Source organism: Helicobacter anatolicus (assembly GCF_021300615.1).
GTDB lineage: Bacteria > Campylobacterota > Campylobacteria > Campylobacterales > Helicobacteraceae > Helicobacter_H > Helicobacter_H anatolicus.
Genome location: NZ_JAJTMY010000005.1, coordinates 26280 through 50212 on the forward strand (window position 1 = coordinate 26280; position 23933 = coordinate 50212).

The 23933-nt window shown below is 32.6% G+C and carries 27 protein-coding genes; 4 read left to right on the forward strand and 23 right to left on the reverse strand.

The features are described from left to right. Position 1: 1 nt before the first annotated feature. From fliE to flgB, 3 genes are read right to left on the reverse strand one after another with little or no spacing between them, the layout of a single operon-like run. Entirely contained in the window at positions 2-316 is a 315-nt protein-coding gene (gene fliE, locus LW133_RS06760) for a flagellar hook-basal body complex protein FliE (RefSeq protein WP_233077666.1), read from the reverse strand. A 21-nt stretch (positions 317-337) separates the two neighbouring features. Then, a complete protein-coding gene (gene flgC / locus LW133_RS06765; RefSeq protein ID WP_233038246.1) occupies positions 338-829 on the reverse strand; it encodes a flagellar basal body rod protein FlgC in 492 nt (163 codons plus the stop codon). A 14-nt stretch (positions 830-843) separates the two neighbouring features. Continuing rightward, positions 844-1293: a flagellar basal body rod protein FlgB gene (gene flgB / locus LW133_RS06770; RefSeq protein ID WP_233038245.1), complete on the reverse strand. Its 450-nt coding sequence runs from the start codon at positions 1291-1293 to the stop codon at positions 844-846. 164 nt (positions 1294-1457) lie between these two features. Here flgB and LW133_RS06775 point away from each other — a divergent pair, with 164 nt between their 5' ends. After that, the gene (locus LW133_RS06775) at positions 1458-2621 is read left to right on the forward strand and encodes an FtsW/RodA/SpoVE family cell cycle protein (RefSeq protein WP_233077667.1); all 1164 of its coding nucleotides are present in this window, start codon (positions 1458-1460) and stop codon (positions 2619-2621) included. On the opposite strand, the gene tpx is transcribed toward LW133_RS06775, so the two are convergent. The 3 genes from tpx to LW133_RS06790 form a co-directional block, all read right to left on the reverse strand. Further along, on the reverse strand, positions 2622-3122 hold the full coding sequence (gene tpx / locus LW133_RS06780; protein WP_408610471.1) for a thiol peroxidase: 501 nt from the start codon (positions 3120-3122) through the stop codon (positions 2622-2624). Between the two features lie 69 nt (positions 3123-3191). Next, complete coding sequence (locus LW133_RS06785) at positions 3192-4220, reverse strand: AI-2E family transporter (RefSeq protein WP_233077670.1); 1029 nt, start codon at positions 4218-4220, stop codon at positions 3192-3194. A 36-nt stretch (positions 4221-4256) separates the two neighbouring features. Next, complete coding sequence (locus LW133_RS06790; RefSeq protein ID WP_233077672.1) at positions 4257-4613, reverse strand: hexameric tyrosine-coordinated heme protein; 357 nt, start codon at positions 4611-4613, stop codon at positions 4257-4259. Between the two features lie 110 nt (positions 4614-4723). Between LW133_RS06790 and dapF the strand changes: the two genes are divergently transcribed. Further along, positions 4724-5491: a diaminopimelate epimerase gene (gene dapF, locus LW133_RS06795; protein WP_233077674.1), complete on the forward strand. Its 768-nt coding sequence runs from the start codon at positions 4724-4726 to the stop codon at positions 5489-5491. Between the two features lie 45 nt (positions 5492-5536). Here the strand turns inward: dapF and LW133_RS06800 are convergent, their stop codons facing one another. From LW133_RS06800 to LW133_RS06855, 12 genes are all read right to left on the reverse strand, one after another. Continuing rightward, on the reverse strand, positions 5537-5851 hold the full coding sequence (locus tag LW133_RS06800) for a thioredoxin family protein (protein WP_233077676.1): 315 nt from the start codon (positions 5849-5851) through the stop codon (positions 5537-5539). A gap of 39 nt (positions 5852-5890) precedes the next feature. Next, positions 5891-6937: a putative sulfate exporter family transporter gene (locus tag LW133_RS06805; RefSeq protein ID WP_233077677.1), complete on the reverse strand. Its 1047-nt coding sequence runs from the start codon at positions 6935-6937 to the stop codon at positions 5891-5893. Further along, positions 6924-7385, reverse strand: a complete 462-nt coding sequence (locus LW133_RS06810; RefSeq protein WP_233077678.1) for a PaaI family thioesterase — start codon at positions 7383-7385, stop codon at positions 6924-6926. The genes LW133_RS06805 and LW133_RS06810 overlap by 14 nt, the downstream gene beginning before the upstream one ends. Then, entirely contained in the window at positions 7378-8250 is an 873-nt protein-coding gene (gene cmoB / locus LW133_RS06815) for a tRNA 5-methoxyuridine(34)/uridine 5-oxyacetic acid(34) synthase CmoB (protein ID WP_233077679.1), read from the reverse strand. The genes LW133_RS06810 and cmoB overlap by 8 nt, the downstream gene beginning before the upstream one ends. Beyond that, positions 8237-9247, reverse strand: a complete 1011-nt coding sequence (locus LW133_RS06820; protein WP_233077680.1) for a hypothetical protein — start codon at positions 9245-9247, stop codon at positions 8237-8239. Before LW133_RS06820 ends, cmoB begins: the two co-directional genes overlap by 14 nt. Beyond that, positions 9247-11181, reverse strand: a complete 1935-nt coding sequence (gene metG / locus LW133_RS06825) for a methionine--tRNA ligase (RefSeq protein WP_233077681.1) — start codon at positions 11179-11181, stop codon at positions 9247-9249. Before metG ends, LW133_RS06820 begins: the two co-directional genes overlap by 1 nt. A gap of 67 nt (positions 11182-11248) precedes the next feature. Beyond that, positions 11249-13087, reverse strand: coding sequence for a selenocysteine-specific translation elongation factor (gene selB / locus LW133_RS06830; RefSeq protein WP_233077682.1), 1839 nt, complete (start codon positions 13085-13087; stop codon positions 11249-11251). Further along, entirely contained in the window at positions 13080-14288 is a 1209-nt protein-coding gene (gene nspC, locus LW133_RS06835; protein WP_233077684.1) for a carboxynorspermidine decarboxylase, read from the reverse strand. Before nspC ends, selB begins: the two co-directional genes overlap by 8 nt. Positions 14289-14291: 3 nt before the next feature. After that, positions 14292-15254, reverse strand: coding sequence for a chemotaxis protein CheW (locus LW133_RS06840; RefSeq protein ID WP_269843766.1), 963 nt, complete (start codon positions 15252-15254; stop codon positions 14292-14294). A 62-nt stretch (positions 15255-15316) separates the two neighbouring features. Continuing rightward, positions 15317-16159 (reverse strand): radical SAM/SPASM domain-containing protein, encoded by an 843-nt coding sequence (locus LW133_RS06845; protein WP_233077685.1) that lies wholly within the window; start codon positions 16157-16159, stop codon positions 15317-15319. Positions 16160-16168: 9 nt separating this feature from the next. Beyond that, positions 16169-16372, reverse strand: coding sequence for a hypothetical protein (locus tag LW133_RS06850; RefSeq protein WP_233077686.1), 204 nt, complete (start codon positions 16370-16372; stop codon positions 16169-16171). Further along, complete coding sequence (locus tag LW133_RS06855) at positions 16365-17168, reverse strand: 3'-5' exonuclease (protein ID WP_233077687.1); 804 nt, start codon at positions 17166-17168, stop codon at positions 16365-16367. Before LW133_RS06855 ends, LW133_RS06850 begins: the two co-directional genes overlap by 8 nt. Before the next feature lie 183 nt (positions 17169-17351). Between LW133_RS06855 and nusA the strand changes: the two genes are divergently transcribed. Beyond that, positions 17352-18476: a transcription termination factor NusA gene (gene nusA / locus LW133_RS06860; RefSeq protein ID WP_233077688.1), complete on the forward strand. Its 1125-nt coding sequence runs from the start codon at positions 17352-17354 to the stop codon at positions 18474-18476. Between the two features lie 114 nt (positions 18477-18590). Here the strand turns inward: nusA and flgG are convergent, their stop codons facing one another. The 5 genes from flgG to LW133_RS06885 are packed head-to-tail and all read right to left on the reverse strand — an operon-like array spanning position 18591 to position 22761. Then, positions 18591-19379 carry a flagellar basal-body rod protein FlgG gene (flgG, locus tag LW133_RS06865; RefSeq protein ID WP_233077689.1) on the reverse strand — a complete coding sequence of 263 codons (789 nt, stop codon included), beginning with the start codon at positions 19377-19379 and terminating at the stop codon, positions 18591-18593. A 53-nt stretch (positions 19380-19432) separates the two neighbouring features. Further along, positions 19433-20197 (reverse strand): ABC transporter ATP-binding protein, encoded by a 765-nt coding sequence (locus LW133_RS06870; protein ID WP_233077691.1) that lies wholly within the window; start codon positions 20195-20197, stop codon positions 19433-19435. Then, a complete protein-coding gene (locus LW133_RS06875) occupies positions 20197-21180 on the reverse strand; it encodes a FecCD family ABC transporter permease (protein WP_233077693.1) in 984 nt (327 codons plus the stop codon). Before LW133_RS06875 ends, LW133_RS06870 begins: the two co-directional genes overlap by 1 nt. Continuing rightward, entirely contained in the window at positions 21174-22091 is a 918-nt protein-coding gene (locus LW133_RS06880; RefSeq protein ID WP_233077695.1) for an NAD(P)H-dependent glycerol-3-phosphate dehydrogenase, read from the reverse strand. The genes LW133_RS06875 and LW133_RS06880 overlap by 7 nt, the downstream gene beginning before the upstream one ends. Positions 22092-22101: 10 nt before the next feature. Next, positions 22102-22761: a DUF305 domain-containing protein gene (locus tag LW133_RS06885; protein ID WP_233077696.1), complete on the reverse strand. Its 660-nt coding sequence runs from the start codon at positions 22759-22761 to the stop codon at positions 22102-22104. Between the two features lie 134 nt (positions 22762-22895). Here LW133_RS06885 and recA point away from each other — a divergent pair, with 134 nt between their 5' ends. After that, positions 22896-23933: a recombinase RecA gene (recA, locus tag LW133_RS06890; protein ID WP_332908899.1), complete on the forward strand. Its 1038-nt coding sequence runs from the start codon at positions 22896-22898 to the stop codon at positions 23931-23933.

The window sequence follows — 23933 nt, forward strand, 5'->3', positions numbered from 1 at the left end:
ATTAGATTTGTGTTCTTAAAATCTCTTTATAAGCACTAATCGCCTTATTTCTCACCTCTAACATTAGCTTCATGCTAGTTTCTGCCTTGCCAATAGCGATAGCTGCTTGATGTAAATCTTTTACTTGACCAGTTGCCATATCCACTAAAGCCTTATCGGAACTTTCTTGTGCCTGATTAAGCTCATCAATAGATTTTTTTAAAAGCTTAGAAAAATCACCACCATTGATTTTTGCAGTATTGCTAGTGTTGGAAATATTTTTATTTTGTTCTATTGAGTCTATTTTAAGAAAATTTTTTGTATCTAATTTTTCCATAAATTTTCATACCTCATTTATTTATGCTTGTAGCATTGTAATGGCATTATTTGCCATATTTTTTACACTCTGGAATGCTGCCACATTTGCTTGATAGGCACGTGTTGCTTCTACCAAATCTGCCATCTCTACGACAGGATTTACATTAGGATAAGCTACATATCCCTCGGCATTCGCATCTGGATGACTAGGATCATATTTCATTAATGGTTCTCTATCATCCCGTACAATCTTATCAACATACACTCCCATTATAGCAGGTTTTGGTAATTTTCCAAACTCTCCTTCATCAAGAGGGTCTTCGTATGCCAAATTATTATTTTTTGCAATTCTCTCGTTCAAAACCTTATTAAAATCAAATGCCCTGAAAACAACCTCTTGTCTTCGATAAGGTCCTCCCTCATCAGTCCTTGTTGTATTGGCATTTGCAATATTACTAGAAATGATATTTGTTCTAAAACGCTGTGCAGATAACCCATATCCACTAATATCAAAACTCGATAAAAAAGACATTTTTCAACCTCTAATTATAAATTTTTTCCAGAATCTACTGCATAAGCGAAAATCCCCTTATGCTTTTTTAATGCCGTAGTCAATGCTTGATACATAATACTATTTTTTCCCATTTCGCTAGTCTCAACATCTAAATCAACGCTATTTCCATCATTGCGAGCCAAGTGTCCATCTCGGAAAAAATTTGTTGGCATACCATCTTCTTGATTATTTTCTATCAATCCCGACAAATGATTCCTAGAAGTTTGTGCCATTTCAAGTTGCAAAGATGCTTGATTATCAAAAATTCTCGCACTTTCCCTTGCGAGATAATGTTCAAAATCAATATCTCTTGGACGATAATAAGGTGTATCCACATTTGCAATATTACTTGCAATCATATCTTGTCTTAATGAGCGATAATCCAATGCTTCATACACAAGCGGATGTGCTTTTGAAGTTTCAAACATCATATTCACTTTCATTACATACTCCCAAAATTCTTGATAAATTATCAAGCAAAATATATTCCATTTTTTATATTTTTTATCAAAAAAAGTATTATATTTTTTTATCTCTTTTATCCTATTTTATATAGTTAAACTAAAAATTTTGATAAAATTTTGAAACTAAAGCATCAAGAGGATTAATGGCAGATACCAAACTTTTTTTATATACAGTAGCCCTCATTACTATTGGAACAGTTATGAGCTATTCGCTCTCTACATATCCGACAATTTATCATGGTTATGGAGAATTTCGCTTCTTGGGTATAGAAACAATCGTGGCAATTATTGGGATTTTTCTCATGTATGGCCTTTCCTATCTTAATATGGACAAAGCATTTGAACGCGTAGGTTTTAGTATTTTCTTCTTTTTTTCTATGCTTAGCATATTGCTTTTACTCCTTCCTGATTCTATCGCCCCTGCAATAGGTGGTGCAAAAAGATGGATAAAACTCCCTATTTTACCTATTTCCATTGCTCCTGTAGAGTTTTTTAAAATTGGTTTTATTTTTTTCTTATCTTGGAGTTTCTCAAGAAAAATTAATAAGCAGGATAGCATAATTGAACAGCTAAAAAAACTTATCCCTTATATTTTTATCTTTGGAGCTGTAGTTTTTATCTTTGCTTTCCGCCAAAATGATTTTGGACAAACCGTTGTACTAGGACTTATTCTTGTAGTGTTATTTGCAATGTCTGGTGGAAGGTTGCGTCTTATTTTTGGATTTTTGGGAATTGGTTTAATTGGCATATCCCTCCTAATAGCATCCTATCCACATCGTTTAGGGCGTATTTTATTATGGTGGGGATCTTTTCAAGATACGATTCTTGCTTATCTTCCCAATATACTTGCAAATCTCATTCGTATTGAAAATGTTCCCGAACCTTATCAAATCCACAATGCTGGCTATGCAATCTATAATGGCGGATTCTTTGGACAAGGAGTTGGTGAAGGAATCTTAAAACTTGGTTTTTTAAGCGATGTACATACAGATATGGTATTAGCAGGATTAAGTGAAGAATTAGGATTTCTAGGATTTTTGATTTGCCTTATTTTATTTATATTAATTTTACTCCATATTTTGCGTATTGCTAACCGCATGGAAGAAAAACGACACTTCCTCTTTTGTATAGGAATCTGCTTGCTATTGGGAATTGCATTTTTTACTAATGCACTCGGAGTAACAGGGGCAATCCCTCTAAAAGGAATTGCTGTCCCCTTTCTCACATATGGCGGAAGCTCAATGCTCGCCAATTGTGTTGCTATAGGGCTGGTTCTTGCCCTATCTAAAAAAGCAAAAAATTTTTAATTACTTAATATTTTGTAATGGAGCATCATAGTTAGGCTCATTTGTGATTTCTTCACAAATTTCTTGATAAACAATCTTGCCTTGTGGATCTACAACAATCACTGCTCTTGTCAATACACCTGCTAATGGTCCTTCCGCAACTCTTAACCCATAAGCATTTGCAAAATCTCGATTTCTAAAATCACTCGCAACAACTAAATTTTCAATACCTTCTGTAGAACAGAATCTTCCTTGTGCAAAAGGTAAATCCATAGAAACTACATAAACCACTGCATTAGCAATTTCACTTGCTTTTTTATTAAAAGTTCTTGCTTGTACCGCGCATACACCAGTATCCAAGCTTGGTACAATATTGATTACTTGATATTTACCTTGTGCACCACCTACTTTTACATCTGATAAATCTTTACCCACCAAAGTCACCTCTGGAGCCATATCACCGATTTGTTTTACACTTCCTGATAAACTAACATCTTGTCCGTGAAATTTTACTTTCATAATCTAACCTTTCAAATTTAAATAAATCTCTATAAATAGATGAAGATTATTATATTCTAGTTAAATAAATCTTTAATACAATCTCCTTTGAAGTCTAACAAAAGCAATAAAAAAAGCTGTAATAGCGGGTCCAATAATAATACCCCAAAATCCAAATGTGGAAAAACCTGCAAAAATTGCAAAAAATATAATAATTTCATTAATATTCAAAGGTTTTGACAAAATTCTATGATTTACAAATCCAATAATCAAAGGTTTTAGCAAATTATCAATTACAAAGCCTATAAAGACAATTGCATAAATTGCAATTCCAATCGCCTGCCAAGTATTTCCTAAAAACAATTCATATCCCACAAGAGGAATCCATACTAATGCTCCCCCCACCACAGGAACAAGCGCTGCAATTCCATACAAAATTCCTAAAATTAATACATATTTAAAATTAAAAAAATAAATAAAAATTCCAAAAAATAACCCTTGCAAAACTACATTTGCAATCGAAGCAAAAAGTACAATTTTTAATACTCCAACCACCTCTTCAAAAATATGATGACTTTCACGAACATTTAATGGGCTGAGTTTTAAAATATAAATATAAACACTGCGACCGTAATAAAAAAAGACAAATAAAAATAAAATAATAAACCCCAAATCTATCACAAGAGATAAACTCTCCTTTCCAATATGAGAACTCAACTTTAATCCCCAGTTTGCGATATTTTGTGAAGTAATATCTTGAGTTAAATTTGTAAAAACTTTTTCTACTACAGGGAAAGTTGCTAAAAATTCCCTTAATCCCTCTTTACTAGAATCAATATAGTACATTATCTGTGAAACTTGAAATTGTGAAAAAAACTTGACACCCTGTTGTACTACAAAAAATAAAGGAACAATAAAAAACAAAGTCAGAATAAAAACACTCAAAATAGAATTTAAGAATCTTGAAGTAAAAATATAATCCAACCTTTGTTTAATTCCAAAAGTTGCAATACAAATCAGACCCGCAATTAAAATATTTATAAGAAAATCTTTATAAAGGTAAAAAATACTTCCTAAAGAAAGGATAAACAAAAAAATTAAAAGAACTTGCTTGAATTTCACACTACCTCCAACTGCGTATAGGAGGTAATTATAACATTATTTTTTCCAATAATTATTTGCTGCTGCAATTGTTGCAAATTCCGCTGCAATTACTTGTGCCGCCTGAATTAAATCTGCTGGATTATTAGAATATTTTCCTCTACCTTCTTTAAGTTTATTTAAACAAGGTTGGATATTATGAATTGTATGTTGTGCTAATGTAATTGCCAATTTTCTTCCCTCTTCTGGAGTAGCCGTAATAAGAGAATTTCCTGGAACCAATACTAGTGCCTCTTTTGGAAGTGCTTCACAGTGATTAGGACCATGTGCTGGAGGATGATTAGGACCATGCGCTGGAGCTGGAGCTGCAAAACAAAACGCTGCACCTAAAGTTAAAGCTAAAATTTTTTTCATTGTCTTTCCTTGAGTTAATAATTACAATATTGTAAAATACTGCGCTTTGCATTATACTAAATTAAATAAATAAAAAAAATAATTTAATATTTTTTATTTTAGGAAAAAATATGATTTTAGAGAAATACTCTGGTAGCGGAAATGATTTTTTAATCACACATATGTGTCATTACCAAAACCCAAATGAGATTGCCAAAAAGCTTTGTGATCGACATTTAGGAATCGGTGCAGATGGCTTTATTATATTAAGACCTCATCAAAAATATGCCTATGAGTGGCTATTTTTTAATTCTGATGGATCAAGCGCTTTGATGTGTGGTAATGCAAGTAGATGTGTAGGACTTTATGCTTTTAAACATCAATTAGCAGCTTCTACCCATACATTTTGGGCAGGAAAACGTGCAATTAATATAGAAGTAAAAGATAACAATATTGTAAAAACTTATCTCGGAAAACCTAGCGTTATCCAAACCCACTATTTACAAACAAGCTTTAACACTACTGCTTATAGTGTAGATACAGGAGTACCACATCTTGTGATTTTTGTCCCTTCACAAACCATGCTTCCCAAATTCAAAACACAAGAATTAAAAGAGCTTAGAGAGAAATTTGATTCTAATATTAATATCGTTTACATCAAAGATTTGCAAACTCTTTTTGTAGCAACTTATGAAAGAGGGGTGGAAGATATTACTCTGGCATGTGGAACAGGGATGGCAGCATCTAGCGTGGTACACCAACTTATTCACAAAGCACCAAAACAGCTCACCTGTATTCCACCTAGTCAAGAAATTTTAAATTTTACCCTACAAGATGATGGGATTACCTTTGAGGGAAAAGTTCGCTATATTGCTACCTGTATTCCATCAAATCTTTAATCCCACCTCAAGCCACAAATAAACTATATACACAAAATTAAGGAATTAACCTAATAATTCCTTAATACCCTTTTCAATCAACATGCGATTATCAGGCTCTACCAATCTCTCAGAAACCTCAACACCATCTTTTAGAAATAATAAGGTAGGAATTCTACGAATATTTAAACGATCTTTTAATGCTTCTTGTGCATCAATATCTACCTTGAAAAATTGCACTTTTTGTGCATATTCTTGAGAAAGCACTTCCATAATCGGCTGAATTCTTACACAATCAGGGCACCATGATGCCCCAAAATCTACAACAACCAAACCCTTTCTTGTTTTTGCTTCATAATTGCTTTCTGTAATACTTTCCATATGCGCTCCTTCTTAGTAATGAAAATGAGTATAACGCATTTAAACAAATATTTTTACCAAAACAAAACCACCAACAAGCAATAAAACAAATAATACTAATGCCAATCCAAATGCCTTTCCTCCCGATTCTGCAAATTTTTTTAGATCAATTTGCAATCCAAGCGCACTCATTGCAAAAATCAAAGAAAGACTACAAACAAATTTCAATACATCAATAATTTTTGCAATTACTTCTGCTGAAACTATCCCATCTAATAAAGAATAAATATAAGAATTTAACACTACTACAAACAAAAACATGAAGGCAAACCATGGAATATGTAATTGTTTCTTTCTTCCTGCCTGGTGATTGTGCATCATCAAATATGGCACTAATAAAAGCAAAGGAACCAATAAAATCACACGAATCATTTTCACAGTAATTGCCACGCTGCTAGCATTTTGATTAATTGCATCTCCTGCACCCACCACATTTGCCACTTCATGCAAAGTCGCACCAATATAGATACCCATTTGCGTATCACTTAAATAATTATGTAAAAACAATGCGTATAAAATTGGATATAAAAACATAGCCAATAAACCAAAAATCACCACTGTCCCAACTGCAACAATTCCTTTATAAGGTTCAGATTTTATAGAAGATTCTAATGCTAAAACTGCTGCTGCGCCACAAATTGCACTTCCTCCACTAACAAGCATTGCAGTTTCCTTATCTAAGCCAAAAAATTTCACACCAATATAGCTACCAATAGAAAAAACCCCGATTACCACAATCAAAGAAATCCAAAAGCCAGGTAAACCAATACTGCTAATTTCATTAAGCGTAACATTAAATCCATAAAGCACAATTCCAAAACGTAAAAGTTTCTTAGCACTAAATATCACGCCTGCTTCCAGACTACTCTTACTCTTTCTAAAAACTGGTGAAAGCAATGCCCCAATAATAACCCCAATAAGAAGTGCAGAGACATGAAGATTTTTTATAAATTCTAAATTTGCAAAATATAAAGATGCAAAAACAATTACCCCAACAAATAAAATACCATTAATACTATTCAACTTTGAAATCTCATTTTCTTTCATCCTTATCCTCCATTAATTTTAATTTAAACAACTTTTTATCAAAAATTGCAATATAAAACATACCTTCAAAAATTTTAATATCTAACAAAAATCCTTCTACTTTTACCTCACATTTTTTAAAGCCGTTTTGCAAGGCTGTAGCTTTAAATAAAATCTCATGCCCTAATTCCACAGGAGCTAAAAATTTAATATCTGAGGCAATAACAATACTATTTCTTTTATTAATCGCACATAATGCTGCATAAGATGCACTATTAAAAACAAACCCCATATGGATAGATTTTTCACCATCACTTAACATAATAGAAGAAGCCGTGAAAACAACTTGAGCACTACCTTCTTGAATATCTTTTAACTCGCCACATAAATCAGAATTAATTGCATTGCAAATTAATAACTTATCTTTTGGCTTAATTAAAGAAGGAGATATTTCCAAACCCTCATCCATGTTTCATCCTTTTAAATTTAAAATAAGCCCTTTTGGGAAGCGGATACCCCTCAATAGTTTGTTGCTTCTGCAAGTCTAAAAAAGAATCTAAACTTAAAGTATCAATCCATTCAGTCTTGCGTTGCTCATCTAAGGTCGTTTCTTTGATATTTAAAATCTCCACTAATTCCAACTTTGCCTTATCACACCATGCCAACAAAGCAGGAATTGATGGGATAAAATATACATTTTTCATTTTAGCATAACTTTTTTTTGGACATAGTGCAAATTCTAATTCATGATCAATAATCAAGGTATCCAAAATTAATTCACCATCATTTTTTAACCCTTGCGCAAGAGATTTTAGTGCTTTAATGGGATCGCTACGATGATATAATACCCCCAAGCAAAAAATTACATCAAACTTTTTTTTATATTCACGCAAATCATCTACCCCAAGCAGTTCATAAACAATATTTGTCTTTAAAAAGTGGTTGATAAAATGAAATTGTATATAAAAAATCTCCCCTGGGTCAAAGCCCACCAAAGATTTTGGCTGATGTTTTAACATTTCAAAAAGATAATAACCATTATTACAGCCAATATCTGCAACATCTTTATCTTTTAAATCCACAAATGGAGCAATTTGATTCCATTTTACAAAACTTCGCCACTCACTATCGATAAATAATTCTCCTAGATAAAATGGCCCCTTACGCCAAGGTTTTAAATTTTTTGCCACCATTGCAATTTGTTCTTTTTCTTTTGGAGTTGCATTTTCTAGTTTAATTTTAACACCATCTTCGCAAAAATAACTTGCAGAAATCTTTGGTAAATCCTGTAGAGATATAAAAAGTTTTTGCAAATTAGGATTATTCAAAATCATCAAAAAGACTTGTCCTAACTTTAGGGGTTTTATTTTCCATAAGCTTCATAAGCTCTATATTACTTAGGCCAAAAATTAAGCCAAAATTAAAATATTCTGTTTTTAAAAATTCTAAAAGCTCATCTTCATTGCAATATTTCAAAACGGAGGATACAAACTCCTCTTGACAATCCTCTGGTATAAAAATCATCATTTTACCCCATTTACCATTTTGTGCAATATAATCTACATATCTTATAAAATCCTGCAAGTTGTCTTGTGCAATTACTACCTTGTCGCTACTTCCATATTCAAGAATTTTTGGGGTGGAATCAATAAAATTAGGTTGAACACTCCTTAATGTTTTAAACAAATTTAAATCAAAACTAATCTTATAGTTTGCACAAAAATAAAGCACTGCACGCAATTCTTTGACAAACAAAATGGGTAAATATAAACGATAAGACAAGAGGTTGTAATAAAATTGTATATCAAATAGCGTAGCCACACGAATATCTATAATCTGCTCTTGAGGCACAATACTTGGCGTATAATCCAAAATATATTGCAATGGCCGACTTTCTGCAAATACAATATAACGAAAATATGCATCGTTATAAAAAAGTTTTTCAAGCAAAAAATCTACATTATCATCATAACAAAGCAAACTATCGTCATTACAAATTTGAGAAAAAATTTCAAACTCCCTATCCTGTAAACAAAAAACCTCTATATTTTTACTCAACAAAAGATAGCGTAATAATCGCATCATAGATTCTTGAATATCTCTTACTTGTATCCAAGCAATTTCTACATCACTTATTACCACATCTTGATCATACACTATCCCATAAGCCCCCATAGCAACTGCTACATCAATTTCATCTGTATTTTTTGCAAAAAATAAGTTGCCTTTTTTTAATCGAGAAATCTCAAAAGCAATACCATTAAATGCATCTATAGCGGGGATATTATTCAACTCCCCTTGCATAAGTTCTACAATTTGTGTTAATTTCACTAGCTTACCCTACTCCCATCTTCTCTTTGTTTATCTATACTTAATAAACTCAACCCTTCATGATCTTTCACAGCCAAAATCATTCCCTCAGAGATTTCACCCATTATTTTTGCTGGTTTAAGATTGCTCAAGATGCAAACTTGTTTTTGTAACAAATCTTCTGCTTGATAATATTCTGCGATACCAGATAAAATCTGTCTTAACCTTCCCTCGCCCAAATCTACTTGCAATTTTAAAAGTTTTTTACTCTTTGGGATAGATTCTACTTGCACAACCCTTCCTATTTTCATCTCAACCCTTGCAAAATCCTCAATACCAATTATATGCTCTTCTTTTACTTTTTCTTGTTTCGCATCATTTTTAATTTTTAGCTCATTGTTATTATTTTCTTTTTTCATATCTTCTAAAGAGGATTTTTTTTCCTGCCATTCAATTTTTGGAAACAAGGCATCAATTTTTAACAACATGATATTTAATATTTTTTCTTTATTGCTTACAAAATTTTTATAAGTAGCGGTATCTGGATTTAAACCAAAAACACTTAAAATTTTTCGCGAAGTCTTAGGCATAATGGGGTAAAGGCACAAAACACTTTTGATTAAAATATTACAAATTCCCACAAGCAATCCTTGCGTTTCCTCCACTTTTCCTTCTTTCATAAGATTCCAAGGCTCATACTTTGCAATCATCACATTTGCCAAAACAAAATTCTTCCACAATTCCTCAAGATATTTTGAAGGTTGCATACTTTGTAAAAGTTGTGGAATCTTTTCTAAATTTTCCTCCACAATCTGCATTTCTTGTGGTAAAAATTCTTTCTTTGCATATAAGGCAAGATTAAAATATTTTTGTGCCATTCCTTGCACACGATTTATAAGATTTCCTAAGTCATTTGCTAAATCTGTATTAATCTTATTTACCAAAGCTTTTTTTGAAAAATCTCCATCTTGTCCGAAGCTCACTTCACGCAATAAAAAATAACGCAAACTATCCTCTCCAAACAAATCAACAATTTCTTTTGGATCTACAACATTCCCTAAACTCTTGCTCATTTTGACAGAATCAATAAGCCACCAACCATGTGTATAAATACATTTTGGTAAAGGCAAATCCAAACTTAACAAAAATGCTGGCCAATACACTGCATGAAATCGTAAAATATCCTTCCCTACAATATGCAATGCATCTTGCCAATAATCTGCCAATCCTCCATCTTTTCCATATCCCATTGCTGTTACATAATTCATCAATGCATCAAGCCACACATACACCACATGTTTATGATCCTTAATGCTCTCAGGAAGACTAATTCCCCATGCAAAACTTGTCCTTGTAATCGAAAGATCATTTAAACCATTTTTGACAAAATTTATCACCTCATTTTTTCGAAAAGCTGGCAAAATACAATCATTATTTTCATACCATTGCAATAATTTTTCTTCATACTTGCTTAAAGCAAAAAAATAACTCTCTTCTTTTATAATATTTGTTTCTCTTCCACAATCTGGGCATTTATTTTCTTGTATTTGTGAAGCAGTAAAAAAACTCTCACAACTCACACAATAATTTCCCTCATACTCCCCCTTATAAATATCTCCTTTTTGATACATTACCTCAAAAGCTTTTTGCACACCAAGCATATGATCTTTATCGGTAGTACGAATAAAATAATCATAATCAATCCCAAATTCATCCCACAAATCTCGAAATTTTTTACTAATAAAATCTGCATACTCTTTAGGTGTCTCTCCTTTTTTTTGGGCGGATTGCTCAATTTTTTGTCCATGCTCATCTGTCCCTGTTAATAAAAATACCTCATCTCCTAATAACTGATAATATTTTTTTAACATATCTGCAAGAATTGTTGTATAAGCATGTCCAATATGAGGAACATCATTAACATAATAAATTGGTGTTGTTATCAAATGTTTCATGAATTCACTTATCCTTAACTTTATAAATAGGTATTATACAAAAAGTTGCTGCAAATAAGAAACAAGCCTATGTATAGCGTAACATTCTCCTCCCTTCTTGATTTATGATATCATCAAAACGATCTAAATAATCAAGATAAGCAATCAAATATTTTCTACTAATTCCCCATTCTTGTTTTAAAACCATCAAATCTACATAACCATATTTTTGTATCAAATCACGCAAAGAAGTAACAATATTTTGTAAAATTGCACTAGGAACAAATAAATTGTGTTGCAAACGCACAACTTTTTGTGCTGCACAAAGCTTTTTAAATGCTCGATCTCCAATCTCACGATCTATATCCAAAGAATCATACAAATTATAAGGGGCTTGAGGTGTCTTTCCCTCTTGTAACAATAATGTAAAAATTTTATCACTTACATAAGCTTGTAGGTCTTTGATTTTATTATCCTTTGCAATAAATAAACCATTATTTTTTTCAATTTTTCCTTGCTCTAGAAGCTGGTTTAATATATGATCTAGCACCCACTCGCTTGCCCAAACAATTTTAAGTGCTAAACTTTTGGCCGATAAAAGTGCCAAAGGGTTTTTTGTAAAAATCTGCAAAACTTCTTTTTCAATAAGCGCTAAACTTTCTTGATGATAAAGCACCAAATTTTTAGAATCTAAAAATGCATCTTTAATATCTCTAGCAATTTCTAAAGCCTCTTCATGAGTCAGTCCAAACCTTTGTGTTGCAGAAATAAGACCAAATCCCCTTTTATGTGCTTGTGTAATTTCATAAAATGCCGTTGCAAAATCTTCTTGCAGTAATGCCTCTAAAAGCAAGATCTTTTGAGATTTTTTAATAGGATCGGTAATAGGATTTAATACCTTGCCTCCTGCAACATTGCTTGTTTCATTTCTTAAAATAAAACATTCTTTAAAAATAGCAAAAATTTTTTCTTCTAAACAAAGTGTTGCAAAACTTCCCTTAGAATCTTGCTTTAAAATCACTACTCTAGCTCTACATTTTTTTGCTCCAATAAAAAGATGTAAAGTTTTATTATGAATATCCTCATCTCTAAGTCCATAAAGTATCACATCAATACGATCAAAACCACGCATAAAACCTTTTTGTGTTAATAAAAACCCTCTCTGTAATTCCGCACTATTAATTCCTGATAAATTTATTGCCACACGATGAGAGGGAAAAGCTTGCTGAATCTGCTGATTATGCATTTGCAAAGATCGTACCGACACCTCCTTTTGCAATTCGCATACAAAAATTTTTTGCCCCACTTCTATGCTTCCACTCACAACACTTCCACTCACAACACTTCCAATCCCCTTAAGTGAAAAACTACGATCTATGTAATATCTAAAAAACCCTTTATCACTTTTTTGTGGCTTAGTCAAAGAATCCAATATCATTAAAATTTTTTCTTGCGAAAATTTGTTATAAATACTAAATTCTAAAATTCCCTCCAAAGAGATATTTTTAAATGTAGCAAAAACTTGTTCAATTTCTTTTTTAAGAGATTCTAAATGTGTAGAATCACTCACTAAATCACATTTTGTAATTACACAGATTGCCTTTTGTATCCCTAAAAAATTTGCAATTTCTAAATGCTCAATAGTTTGGGGCATAATACCATCATCACTTGCCACCACAAGTAATAAAATATCAATTCCAAAAGCTCCTGCAATCATATTTTTTACTAACTTATGATGCCCTGGGACATCAATAAATGCCACTCTTCGTCTAGGGAGTTTTAACTCTGAAAAACTAATATCTAGCGTAATCCCCCGCTCTTTTTCTTGCAAACTTTCATCGCCATCAAAACCATTTAAAGCCTTGATCAAAGAGGTTTTACCATGGTCAATATGTCCCCCCAAACCTACAATAATATCATTATCCATTGCGATTTTTATAATCCGAATATCCAAAACTTTTTAAAAGTCTAAACCCTTTTTTATCAATCATCCCCAAAGCAGGCAAAGGAATTCCATTAAAAGTTGTATTCTTAACAATGGTATAATGAATCATATCTTCAAAAATGATTCTATCACCTCTTTGCAAAGGTGTATCAAAGCTATAATCCCCGATCACATCTCCTGCCAAGCAACTGGGCCCTGCAAAACGATAACAATATTTTCCTACCCGTTCACCCAAATCTTTCTCTTCTCCAAAATCCTTGCTAAGCTTTCTTGCTCTTGGACGATAAGGCATCTCTAAACAATCTGGCATGTGTGCGGTTGCTGAAATATCTAAAATAGCAATATTTAAACCATTATTTACAAGATCTACTACCTCACCAATTAAAAATCCACTTTCCCAGCCAACAGCCTCACCAGGTTCTAAAAATACTTCAATCTCATTATAACGCTTTTTAAAATTACAAATTACTTGATTTAAAAGTTCAAGATCATAATCCTTGCGTGTAATATGATGTCCTCCACCAAAATTTACCCATTGCATCTTTTTTATATATTTTGAAAAATATTTTTCAAAATGCACTAAAGTTCTTTCCAATGCATCAGAATTTTGCTCACAATGCGTATGAAAGTGTAACCCTGTAATACCCTCTAACCCAAACTCCTTTACACCTTTTTCAAATTCACTAGGAGTGATACCTAATCTACTTCCTTGAATGCAAGGGTTATAGATTGCAGGAGATACTTCGCTATACAAAGGATTAAGACGCAGGCCAATTAAAATTGATGGCTTACCTTGTTTTTTTAAAATAAAATTCTTTTTATCAATAATATGTTTAAATTGCTGCCATTGATAAAAAGAATTAAAAATAATATGTGTGGCAATTTCTACGAGTTCTTCCATCTCTTGCTCTTTATAAGCAGGAGAAAATACACAAACTTCCTTATCTTCTTCTCTACTACCAAATTCTTCATACCCCAACCTTGCTTCATGTATCCCACTAGCAGTAGTACCACTTAAATATTTTTTTGCTAAACCAAAACTCTGAAAAAATGCAAATCCCTTAAGTGCAAGTAAAATTTTTGCGCCACTATTTTTTTGTACAGAATCTAAAATTTCTAAATTTTTTAAAAATTTTTCCTCTTCTAGTACATAACAAGGAGAGGGGATAGAAAAAAGCTTCATAATTTATTTTTCAAGCAATAAATCTTGTATCGCATCTTTTACTTCAAGCGGATTTGATTTAGAAATAAAACGATCCGCTTTTAATGAAAGTGCCATATACTCATTACTACTACCACTCATAGAGGAATTAACAATCACTGGCAAATGTGCTGTTTCAGGATTACTCTTTACTTGTTTGATTACTTTAAATCCACTTACCCTTGGCATTTCTAAATCTGTGATTACCAAACCAATTTCTGACAAATTTGTTTTTTTATCAAATAAATAATCAAGTAATTTTTCACCATTTGTAAAATCTATATGTTTCAATTCTAGTTTATCTAAAATTAGCCCCATAGTTTTTAAAACACTTGGGCTATCATCTGCAAGCAACACTATTTTGTTGCTACCAATTCTTTTTAATCCATCAAGCTCCAACTCTTTTTCATCTTCAATCCATGGAAAAACATCTACAAGCATTTTTTCAATATCCACAACTTGCACCAAACTACCATCAAAATATCTTGTATAACTTACAAGTTTATTATTATAAGCACCTCCTGTAATGCTCACTCCTTGCTCAATCTCTGTCCACTTCTTAGACAAGATTCTATCTGCTTCAAAAATGCGCACACCAATTGTCCAGCGAGAAAACTCACAAATCATAATCACATCATCTTGATCTTCTGTTCTTTTAATTTGATATTCCCTTAGACTTCTATTTGGAAAATTAGAATCATAGTGAAACCATTTTCTCATATCTATCAAAGGAAGTGTCATGCTCCTAATTGTAATTAAACCTTCTACAAGCGCATTATCTTCAAAACTTACAGTATTAAGAGTGCCATTATATTTGACAACCTCTCTAATTTTAAAGACATTCACTGCATATAAATCTTTATCCTCTTCAAGACGAAAACAAAGGAGCTGTAATTCATTATTTTTATGTAAGGATGTAACCTGATCTACTTGAGCTAAATTTGACATAATAATCCTTAATGCACATAATTAAAAATATCCTTATAATCATACCATTTTAAATAAAAAATTTAAAATCTATTTTGCCTTATTGCAGGGAAAAAACACTTCTTGCATAATTCCTCCCTAGGCTCACCACGACAAAATCCCTCCAAAATATTTTGTGCACGCGAAGAATAATAAATTGCCTCCAAACTCTGTTCTTTAATATTTCCCAAAGCAATCTCCCCTGTTGCATCAATACAGCAAGGAGTAACCACACCATTTGCTAAAATTGCAATCTGTTCACGCAAAGCATGGCAATACTTTTTAGTATTTATCTTTTTTGCTTCAATATCTGCCCATTCAAAAGTTTTTGTAATATTTAAAAAAATATACTCATCAAGCTTAATTCTTTGATAAGCAGAAAAATTCTGCACCCTTTGATCTAATCCAAAAAAATCAAAAATTTTTTGAATCACTTCTGGATTTTGTCGAGAATCTTGTATTCTCAAATTTACAAAAGTTTTACTATTTTGTATCTTTCGGAAACTACAAAAATCTAACACATTGTCCAAATAGTCCAATTTTTTAGGATTATTACCATCATATCCTGCATCTAAAGAAAAAGCAATCTGATGCACAGGCGGCTTTACTAAAATCTCTTTTTGTGACAAATAATACCCACTTGTCACCAAGTCCACCCCGAGTTGGTATTTTTTTAATAATGCTAAATACTCCCCTAATTCCCCTAATCTACAAGGATCTCCCAAAACATGCAAACATACTCTCTGTGTCTTTCCCCTTATTTCCTGCAAAACTTTTTCAAACAATGTTTTTGACATTGTATTACGAAGATTTTTTGGATGCGGACAAAAACTACAAGAAAGTCCACAAATATCGCTAAGTTCAATATAGACTTTTTTAAACCTCATCAAATCCCATCACACTAAAGCAAAAAGCCAATCTTTGTCAATATAATTTTTTCTTTTTTCTAGGCTTTCTTTAATTTTCCATAATATCTCTTGGTCTAGCTCTTTCATCATAGAATAATCAAAATAAGTTTGCATAGAATCATCTTGCATACACAAATTATTAAGCAACTGCTCAATTTCCATGATGATTTCTTCTTTTTTTACCTCATCCACGCGAAATCTCTTTTTGCAAACATGTAGTAAAATATGTGCTATATTCTTTATCTTTTGGAATTTTTTCTAAAAATCTTTGTAAAATGGAAAAATAATCTTCCCTACTTAAAGAACCTTTTAAAAGTTCATATTTCAAATACACCCAATAAGTATTTAAAACATCACTTTGACAATAAGTTTGAATCTTTTCCATTTTTTGTGAATGTTTAAGCTTTGCATCATAATAAATACTATGCACCACATCACCGCTAATATCATATTTTCCTGGCAAGCCTAACATCTGGCAAATATCATCTAATCGCAATCCTCGTACACTTCCAAAATTCCCCAATACATCTAGCAAATCTGTGTGAAATCTCTCGCTGTAACGTTGACGATAATTGTCCCATTTATTTTTATTATATTTAGGATTATCTACTTCATAATATGTAAGGGCGGTAAGGTTATAACGCATACTTCTTAACAAGATCGTAGGCACATCAAAATTACGCCCATTAAAGCTCACTAGCTTTGGATTTTCCTTATCCATAAAAGACAAAAATTCTTGTAAAATATGGGATTCTTCCTCTTGTTTTCCAAAATTCCCCACTTTAATAAAATTGCCATACTCATCTGCAAGCACACTAGAAATACACACAATTTTATGCAGATACAAAGGTAAAAACTCGTTACCTGTTTTTTCTTTTTGCTCCCTAAAGGCATATTCACATAGCTCAATATCACTCAAGTCTTCTGAAAATTTTCCCCTCAAAAGCTCAACATCTGGAATCGTCTCAATATCAAAAATACAAATCATATATCCATTATAGCACAAGCATTAGCCTAAACCTACACTTTTCTAGCATAAATTTTCTAATTTTCTTAAAGAATTTTTAAACTATTTAAAAATATACATTTTTTAGTTATAATACGCCATTTCAAATGCTTCAGTTTGCTTTTTAATCCATTAAGCGCTACACAAAAAGACAAAGGAAAATCTATGGAAAAAATTTTAGACATTATCGAGATTCTGGCTTACGAAAAGGGAATTCCTTATGAATTAGTGCTAGATATTGTGAAAAACCTCATTATTAAAACCGCAAAACAAGAAATTGGGGAAGATATTGATTATAGTGTAGAAGAAAATCAAAAAGAAAAAACCCTAAAACTTGTACATAATGTTTTAGTTTGCCAAGATAATGATCCAATTCTCATACAAGACAAGGCAAATCATATAAGTCTCAGTGAAGCAAAAAAAATTGATTCTTCTCTTAGTATTGGAGATATTATAAAATCTGAACTCACTTTAGAAAATATGAGTCGTAGCGCAGTTAATAAAATCTTTCAAGATTTAGAATATCACCTCCAAAGAAGTATGGAAGATCAACTTTTTAAATCTTTTAAAGAAAGAATTGGAAAACTTGTAAATGGTGTTGTGCTTAACGTAGATGAAGCACAAAATACTTTTATAGAAATCAACGATATTCGCGCCATTCTTCCACTAAAAAACCGCATCAAAGGTGAAAAATTTAAAACAGGTGATAATGTCCAAGCAATTTTAAATTTTGTCAAAATGGATAAAAATGGTATTTATCTTGAACTCTCACGCACTACACCAAAAATGCTAGAAGAACTCCTTGCGTTAGAAGTACCAGAAATCAAAGATGGCGAGGTTAGTATTTTTAAATCTGCAAGAATCCCAGGAGTACGCTCCAAAGTCGCTGTCCACACCTCAAATCCAAAAATTGATCCTATCGGCTCTACAGTGGGCGTCAAAGGTGTGAGAATTAATGCTGTAGGTAAGCAGCTAAATGGCGAAGATATTGATTGTGTTGAATATTCTGAAGTCCCTGAAATCTTTATAACAAAAGCCCTCTCTCCTGCAAATATTATTAGTGTGCAAATCAAACAAGATGAAGAAAAAGCAAAAGTTAAACTCATGTCAGATCAAAAAAGCCGTGCAATTGGTAAAAATGGTGTAAATATCCGACTAGTTTCCATGCTCACAGGATATAATATTGAAATTGAGGAGATTGAAAATAAAGAATCTGATGCCACTAAAGAAAATAGTACCAATACCGCAAAACTAGGGGCAGATGCTTTAGAATCTCTTTTTAAAAGCTAAATCTTCCCTCTTAGGATACCTGTATCAAATATCAAAAAATAAATTTACTAAAAAGTGATGCTTTGCATAGCATCACAAAAAATTTAAACTTAGAATCAAAAGCCTAAATTAATCTTATCTCTTTAAGCTATTAACAGTTTGCAACATTGCATCAGCAGTTTGGATGGATTTAGAATTTGCTTCATATGCCCTCTGTCCTGTAATAAGATCTGTCATTTCTTCTACCAATCTTACATTACTAAGCTCCAAAAATCCTTGTTTAATTTGTCCCATACCATTGGTCCCTGCAACCCCTACAATAGGGGCACCTGAAGCATTTGTATTTAAATAGAGATTGTCCCCCAAACTATGCAATCCCGCAGGGTTAATAAAATTTGCAAGTTCAATTTGTCCAACCACATTACTAGCCCCCTGATTCCCCTGCACCACACTCACAGTACCATCATTTCCAATGTTAATTTGTGTTGCGTCCTGAGGAATCGCAATTTGTGGGATAACAGCATACCCCTCAGAAGTAACAAGATTTCCATTATCATCAAGCTTAAAATTTCCACTTCTTGTATAAGCAGTCGTCCCATCAGGAAGTTGTACTTGAAAAAACCCCTTACCTGTAATTGCTACATCTAGATTATTTTCTGTTTCTTTTGGACTACCTTGAGAAAACATTTTTGTAATCGCACCTGCACGCACACCAAGCCCCACTTCAATACCGGTAGGTGATAGCGTTGTTTCACTTGTCGCTGTCCCTGCGTATTGCAAACTTTGATAAAACAAGTCATTAAATTCTGCTCTTTGTTTTTTATACCCTGCGGTATTAACATTAGCAATATTATTTGAAGTCGTATCAATTTGTAATTGTTGCCCCAGCATTCCTGTAGTTGCTGAATATAAAGAACGCATCATTTGCAAAATCCTTAAAATTAATTTCTCAAAAAATTAAGCAAAAAGGATTCCATTCAATAAGTTACAAGGATTCTATCTTCTAATCTTAACACTTCAATAGGCATATCATAAAGCAAAGACAAAGTCGTGCTTTTTATCCCATCCTCTACACTACCCTCATAAATTTTTTTACCATTTTTCAAAAAAACTACCCCATCTGCATACAAACATACTAAATTAGGATCATGAATATTCATCAATACACAAAGTCCACGCTTTTTAATCTGCTCTTTCAAAACCTTAAAAAATATAAATTGATTTTTTAAATCAAGCCACGCGGTAGGTTCATCAAGCAATAAAACTCTAGATTCTTGAAACAGTGCTCTTGCTAAAAGTAGCATTTGTTTTTGTCCCCCACTTAATGTAAAAACCCCTCGCATCGCCAAATCTAAAATCCCAAGTTCCTCTAAAATCTTTTTAGCCTTGTGCTGCAATTCTTTATTTTCATGATCCAAAAAACTAGCCTGATTAATTCCACCAAGCATGACAAAATCTAGCACACTATAATCAAATGCACAATAAAACTCCTGTGGTACAAAAGCCAAAATTTTTGATTTTTCCAAATAGTTTAAAGACAAAAAATCTTTTTCATTAAAATAAATAGCTCCACTTGAAATTGCATGCATCCCAAGGATACTTTGCATTAAAGTTGTCTTTCCACTTCCATTTGGTGCAAGAATCGCAATCAAAGAATTTGAGGGTACTTGCAAAGAAATTTGCTCTAAAATTTTTTTACCCCATAGGGTAATGTTTAGATTTTCTAATCTAAAAATATCCATCAAAATGTCCTAGATTTATGTGTTAAAATCAAAAATACTAAAAACAAAGGTGCACCAACAATGGCAGAGATTGCACCAACAGGCAAATCATTTGTACTTAAATTTTTCGCACAAAAATCCATCAACAACAAAACAAATCCCCCCATAAATATGCTAGCCGGCAATAATTTTATCAAATTTGCCCCTACAAGTATCCGCACAAAATGTGGCACAATCAAACCAATCCAACCAATTGTCCCGCTTACACTCACAGCAATGCCACACATAAGCCCCACCAAAAAAATACACACTGTACGCAAAAAAACAGGATTTACCCCTAAGCTTTTACTCTCAATATCGTTAAGTGCAAGTGCATTTAATTGAAAACGCAATAAAAAAAGTGGCAAAAACCCCAATAAAATTACAATAAATACAAGTCCCACATCTCTCCAAGTAGCCAAAGAAACACTCCCTAGTAGCCAAATTGCGATGGCTTGTGCCTTATCTGGTGTGACAAAATATTTTATCAAACCTGCCAAAGCACTCAAGAGTGAAGATAAAACAATCCCTACAAGAATCAAAGACACAGGTGTCTTACTTGTAAATCGTGAAAAAAATACAATAGCAAATACCGCACCCACTGCACCAAAAAATGCAAAAAACCCTAAAAATTCTTGAGAGAATATTCCAATACAAACTGCACACCCAAATGCTGCACCTGATGAAACTCCTAATAAATACGGATCTACCAAAGGATTACGAAAAATATTTTGCATAATCACACCACTGCCTGATAAAATCATTCCCACCCCAATGGCCAAAAAAATTCTAGGCAATCGCACTTCATATAAAATCAAACCATCTGTATTTAATGCTTCTTGATATAAAAAATGTGTGAAAATATTTTGGATTCCTTGTTTATAATCAATACTAGAACGATCGAAAAAAAATACCAAAATAAGTGTAAAAATTGGAATAAAATAAAATAAAATGCGTTTTAGCACATCAAATTCCTAAGACTTTGTTGTGGAGAACTCTGCTTTTTTAGAATTTTGAAAATTTCTTGCGCAATAGGAATATAAATCCCTTTTTTTTCTGCAATTTTTACAAGTGCTTCTGTAGTTTTTACCCCCTCAGCAACTTCACCAATTTCAAATAAAATTTCTTCGATATCTTTATTTTGTGCTAAAGCAATCCCTACACGATAATTTCTTGAAAGTTTTGAACTTGCTGTCAAAAATAAATCTCCTGCGCCAGATAATCCCAAAAAAGTTTCCATATGTGCACCAAAAACCGCACCAAAACGATGCATCTCTACCAAACCCCTTGCAAGCAAAGATGCTCTTGCATTATTTCCTAATTGCAATCCATCACAAACGCCACTAGCAATTGCAATAACATTTTTATAAGCCCCTGCAATTTCACCACCAATAACATCTTGTTCAATATAAGTTTTAATAAAATCTGGCATACATTGTGCAAAAATTTTGGCGACTTCTTTATTATTGCTATGAATAGAAAGCGCAGAAGATTGTCCTTGCAGCACTTCTGCAGCAAAAGAAGGTCCTGCTAAAAAACATAAATTTGTAGAATCTAAAAATTCTTGTGCAATATCACTTACAAAAGCTCCACTCTCTACCTCTATCCCCTTACAAGCAAAAAGCATTTTAATATTTTTTGGTAGCAAACAACTTTCAAACCATCCACGCAATGCAGATGTAGTAATTGCATTAACAAATAAATCCGCCTTTAGAGATTCTTGAAAATCCACTTGCACAACAGGAGAGGGGCATTGTAATAAAGAAAGCTTTTCTTTTAGATTCTGTCTTGAAACAATAAAAACCTCATTTTTATGAGAAAGCGCAAAAGCCAATGCCCTGCCCCAAGCACCTCCGCCAAAAACCGCTATTCTCAAAACAACCTCCTTATTTTAATGTTTTTAACCAATCTTTAAAAATTACAATTTCTTTATTTTGTTCTTTAATAATGTCTTCTGCAAATTTCTTTACTTTAGCATTTTTACTAACTTTTAAAATCTGCTCGGAAGCTATGATTGCACCTTGATGATGCGAAATCATAGCAAGTACAAAATCTTTATCTACATCTCCACTAGGCTTGACTTTTGCCATTTCTTGCATCATCATATCCATAGCTTCTTTTGCTTCTTTATTAAATGCTTCATAATTTATACTTACTTCATTATCTAAAGAAGTTAAAACCTTCTCAAAAGCCCTAATCTCTTCTTCTTGTGTTTTGATAATATTTTTTGCAATTTCTCTTATTTTTTTATTTTGAGAATATTTTAACAATGCTTGAGAAGAAAAAATTGCTCCTTGATGATGCGGAATCATGTTTAACAAAAAGTCTCTATCAACATTCTTACTTTCCACCCATTTGTCACACATCATTGGTGCATGCATCAAATTAAGAATCTCCTCTGAAGGATTTTTCTGCTTTTCTTTCATGACAACAACAGGACATTTTAGTTGTGTAGATTTCATATGTGCATGATGATTATGATGTCCATTTTGCGCATATGCCATTACACAAAACAACCCTAAAGTTAACATCATTCTTTTTTGCATAAAGACTCCTTAAGTTTATTTTTGATCCAAAATTATAACTAATAAACATAATAAAAACCCAAAACACCATTTTTTACGCTATAGTCGTTGCTTTTTTTGGTAGAATTTAGACTAAAAATTTTGCAAGGGTAGTTATTATGATAGATGAAAAAAGACAAAAAGCCATTGAGCTTGCATTAAAACAAATTGATAAAGCCTTTGGAAAGGGTGCATTAGTAAGACTTGGAGATAAACAAGTTGAAAAAATAGAATCCATTTCTACAGGTTCTTTAGGACTTGATATGGCATTAGGGATTAATGGTGTACCAAAGGGGCGAATTATTGAAGTTTATGGTCCAGAATCTAGTGGTAAAACCACTCTAAGCTTACAAATAGTTGCAGAATGCCAAAAAAATGGCGGAATCTGCGCATTTATTGATGCAGAACATGCGCTAGATGTGTATTATGCTAAGCGTCTAGGCGTAGATACCGAAAATCTTTTGGTAAGCCAGCCCGATAATGGCGAACAAGCCTTAGAAATTTTAGAAACACTTACACGCAGTGGAGCCGTAGATTTAGTTGTTATTGACTCTGTAGCAGCACTTACCCCAAAAGCTGAAATTGATGGTGATATGGGCGATCAACATGTAGGGCTACAAGCGCGTTTAATGAGCCATGCATTGCGTAAAATTACCGGTGTTTTACACAAAATGAATACTACCCTTATTTTTATCAACCAAATTCGTATGAAAATCGGCACAATGGGATATGGAAGCCCTGAAACTACCACTGGAGGAAATGCACTAAAATTCTATGCTAGTGTGCGTATTGATATTAGAAGAATTGCTACCCTTAAGCAATCTGAACAACAAATTGGTAACCGCGTCAAAGCCAAAGTAGTAAAAAATAAAGTGGCGCCGCCCTTTAGAGAAGCAGAATTTGATATTATGTTTGGTGAAGGAATTAGCCGTGAGGGTGAAATTATTGATTATGGAATTAAGCTTGATATTATTGATAAAAGTGGCGCATGGCTTAGCTATGGGGACAAAAAGCTTGGTCAAGGTAGAGAAAATGCTAAATTATTACTAAAAGAAGACAAAAACCTAGCTGCTGAAATTACACAAAAAATTAGAGAGCAAATCGGTGCTACAGAAGAGATTTTACCTCTACCTGATGAACCTGAAGAAGAATAA

Bases quoted from the DNA above. Each gene is read 5' to 3' on its own strand.
- LW133_RS06840 (WP_269843766.1), bottom strand. From the start codon at position 15,254: ATGTCAAATTTAGCTCAAGTAGATCAGGTTACATCCTTACATAAAAAT.
- LW133_RS06805 (WP_233077677.1), bottom strand. From the start codon at position 6,937: ATGAAAGAAAATGAGATTTCAAAGTTGAATAGTATTAATGGTATTTTA.
- dapF (WP_233077674.1), top strand. From the start codon at position 4,724: ATGATTTTAGAGAAATACTCTGGTAGCGGAAATGATTTTTTAATCACA.
- LW133_RS06855 (WP_233077687.1), bottom strand. From the start codon at position 17,168: ATGATTTGTATTTTTGATATTGAGACGATTCCAGATGTTGAGCTTTTG.
- nspC (WP_233077684.1), bottom strand. From the start codon at position 14,288: ATGAAGCTTTTTTCTATCCCCTCTCCTTGTTATGTACTAGAAGAGGAA.
- LW133_RS06810 (WP_233077678.1), bottom strand. From the start codon at position 7,385: ATGGATGAGGGTTTGGAAATATCTCCTTCTTTAATTAAGCCAAAAGAT.
- LW133_RS06870 (WP_233077691.1), bottom strand. From the start codon at position 20,197: ATGGATATTTTTAGATTAGAAAATCTAAACATTACCCTATGGGGTAAA.
- flgB (WP_233038245.1), bottom strand. From the start codon at position 1,293: ATGAAAGTGAATATGATGTTTGAAACTTCAAAAGCACATCCGCTTGTG.
- LW133_RS06775 (WP_233077667.1), top strand. From the start codon at position 1,458: ATGGCAGATACCAAACTTTTTTTATATACAGTAGCCCTCATTACTATT.
- LW133_RS06800 (WP_233077676.1), bottom strand. From the start codon at position 5,851: ATGGAAAGTATTACAGAAAGCAATTATGAAGCAAAAACAAGAAAGGGT.
- LW133_RS06790 (WP_233077672.1), bottom strand. From the start codon at position 4,613: ATGAAAAAAATTTTAGCTTTAACTTTAGGTGCAGCGTTTTGTTTTGCA.
- flgC (WP_233038246.1), bottom strand. From the start codon at position 829: ATGTCTTTTTTATCGAGTTTTGATATTAGTGGATATGGGTTATCTGCA.
- nusA (WP_233077688.1), top strand. From the start codon at position 17,352: ATGGAAAAAATTTTAGACATTATCGAGATTCTGGCTTACGAAAAGGGA.
- LW133_RS06845 (WP_233077685.1), bottom strand. From the start codon at position 16,159: ATGAGGTTTAAAAAAGTCTATATTGAACTTAGCGATATTTGTGGACTT.
- selB (WP_233077682.1), bottom strand. From the start codon at position 13,087: ATGGATAATGATATTATTGTAGGTTTGGGGGGACATATTGACCATGGT.
- metG (WP_233077681.1), bottom strand. From the start codon at position 11,181: ATGAAACATTTGATAACAACACCAATTTATTATGTTAATGATGTTCCT.
- flgG (WP_233077689.1), bottom strand. From the start codon at position 19,379: ATGATGCGTTCTTTATATTCAGCAACTACAGGAATGCTGGGGCAACAA.
- LW133_RS06885 (WP_233077696.1), bottom strand. From the start codon at position 22,761: ATGCAAAAAAGAATGATGTTAACTTTAGGGTTGTTTTGTGTAATGGCA.
- cmoB (WP_233077679.1), bottom strand. From the start codon at position 8,250: ATGATTTTGAATAATCCTAATTTGCAAAAACTTTTTATATCTCTACAG.
- fliE (WP_233077666.1), bottom strand. From the start codon at position 316: ATGGAAAAATTAGATACAAAAAATTTTCTTAAAATAGACTCAATAGAA.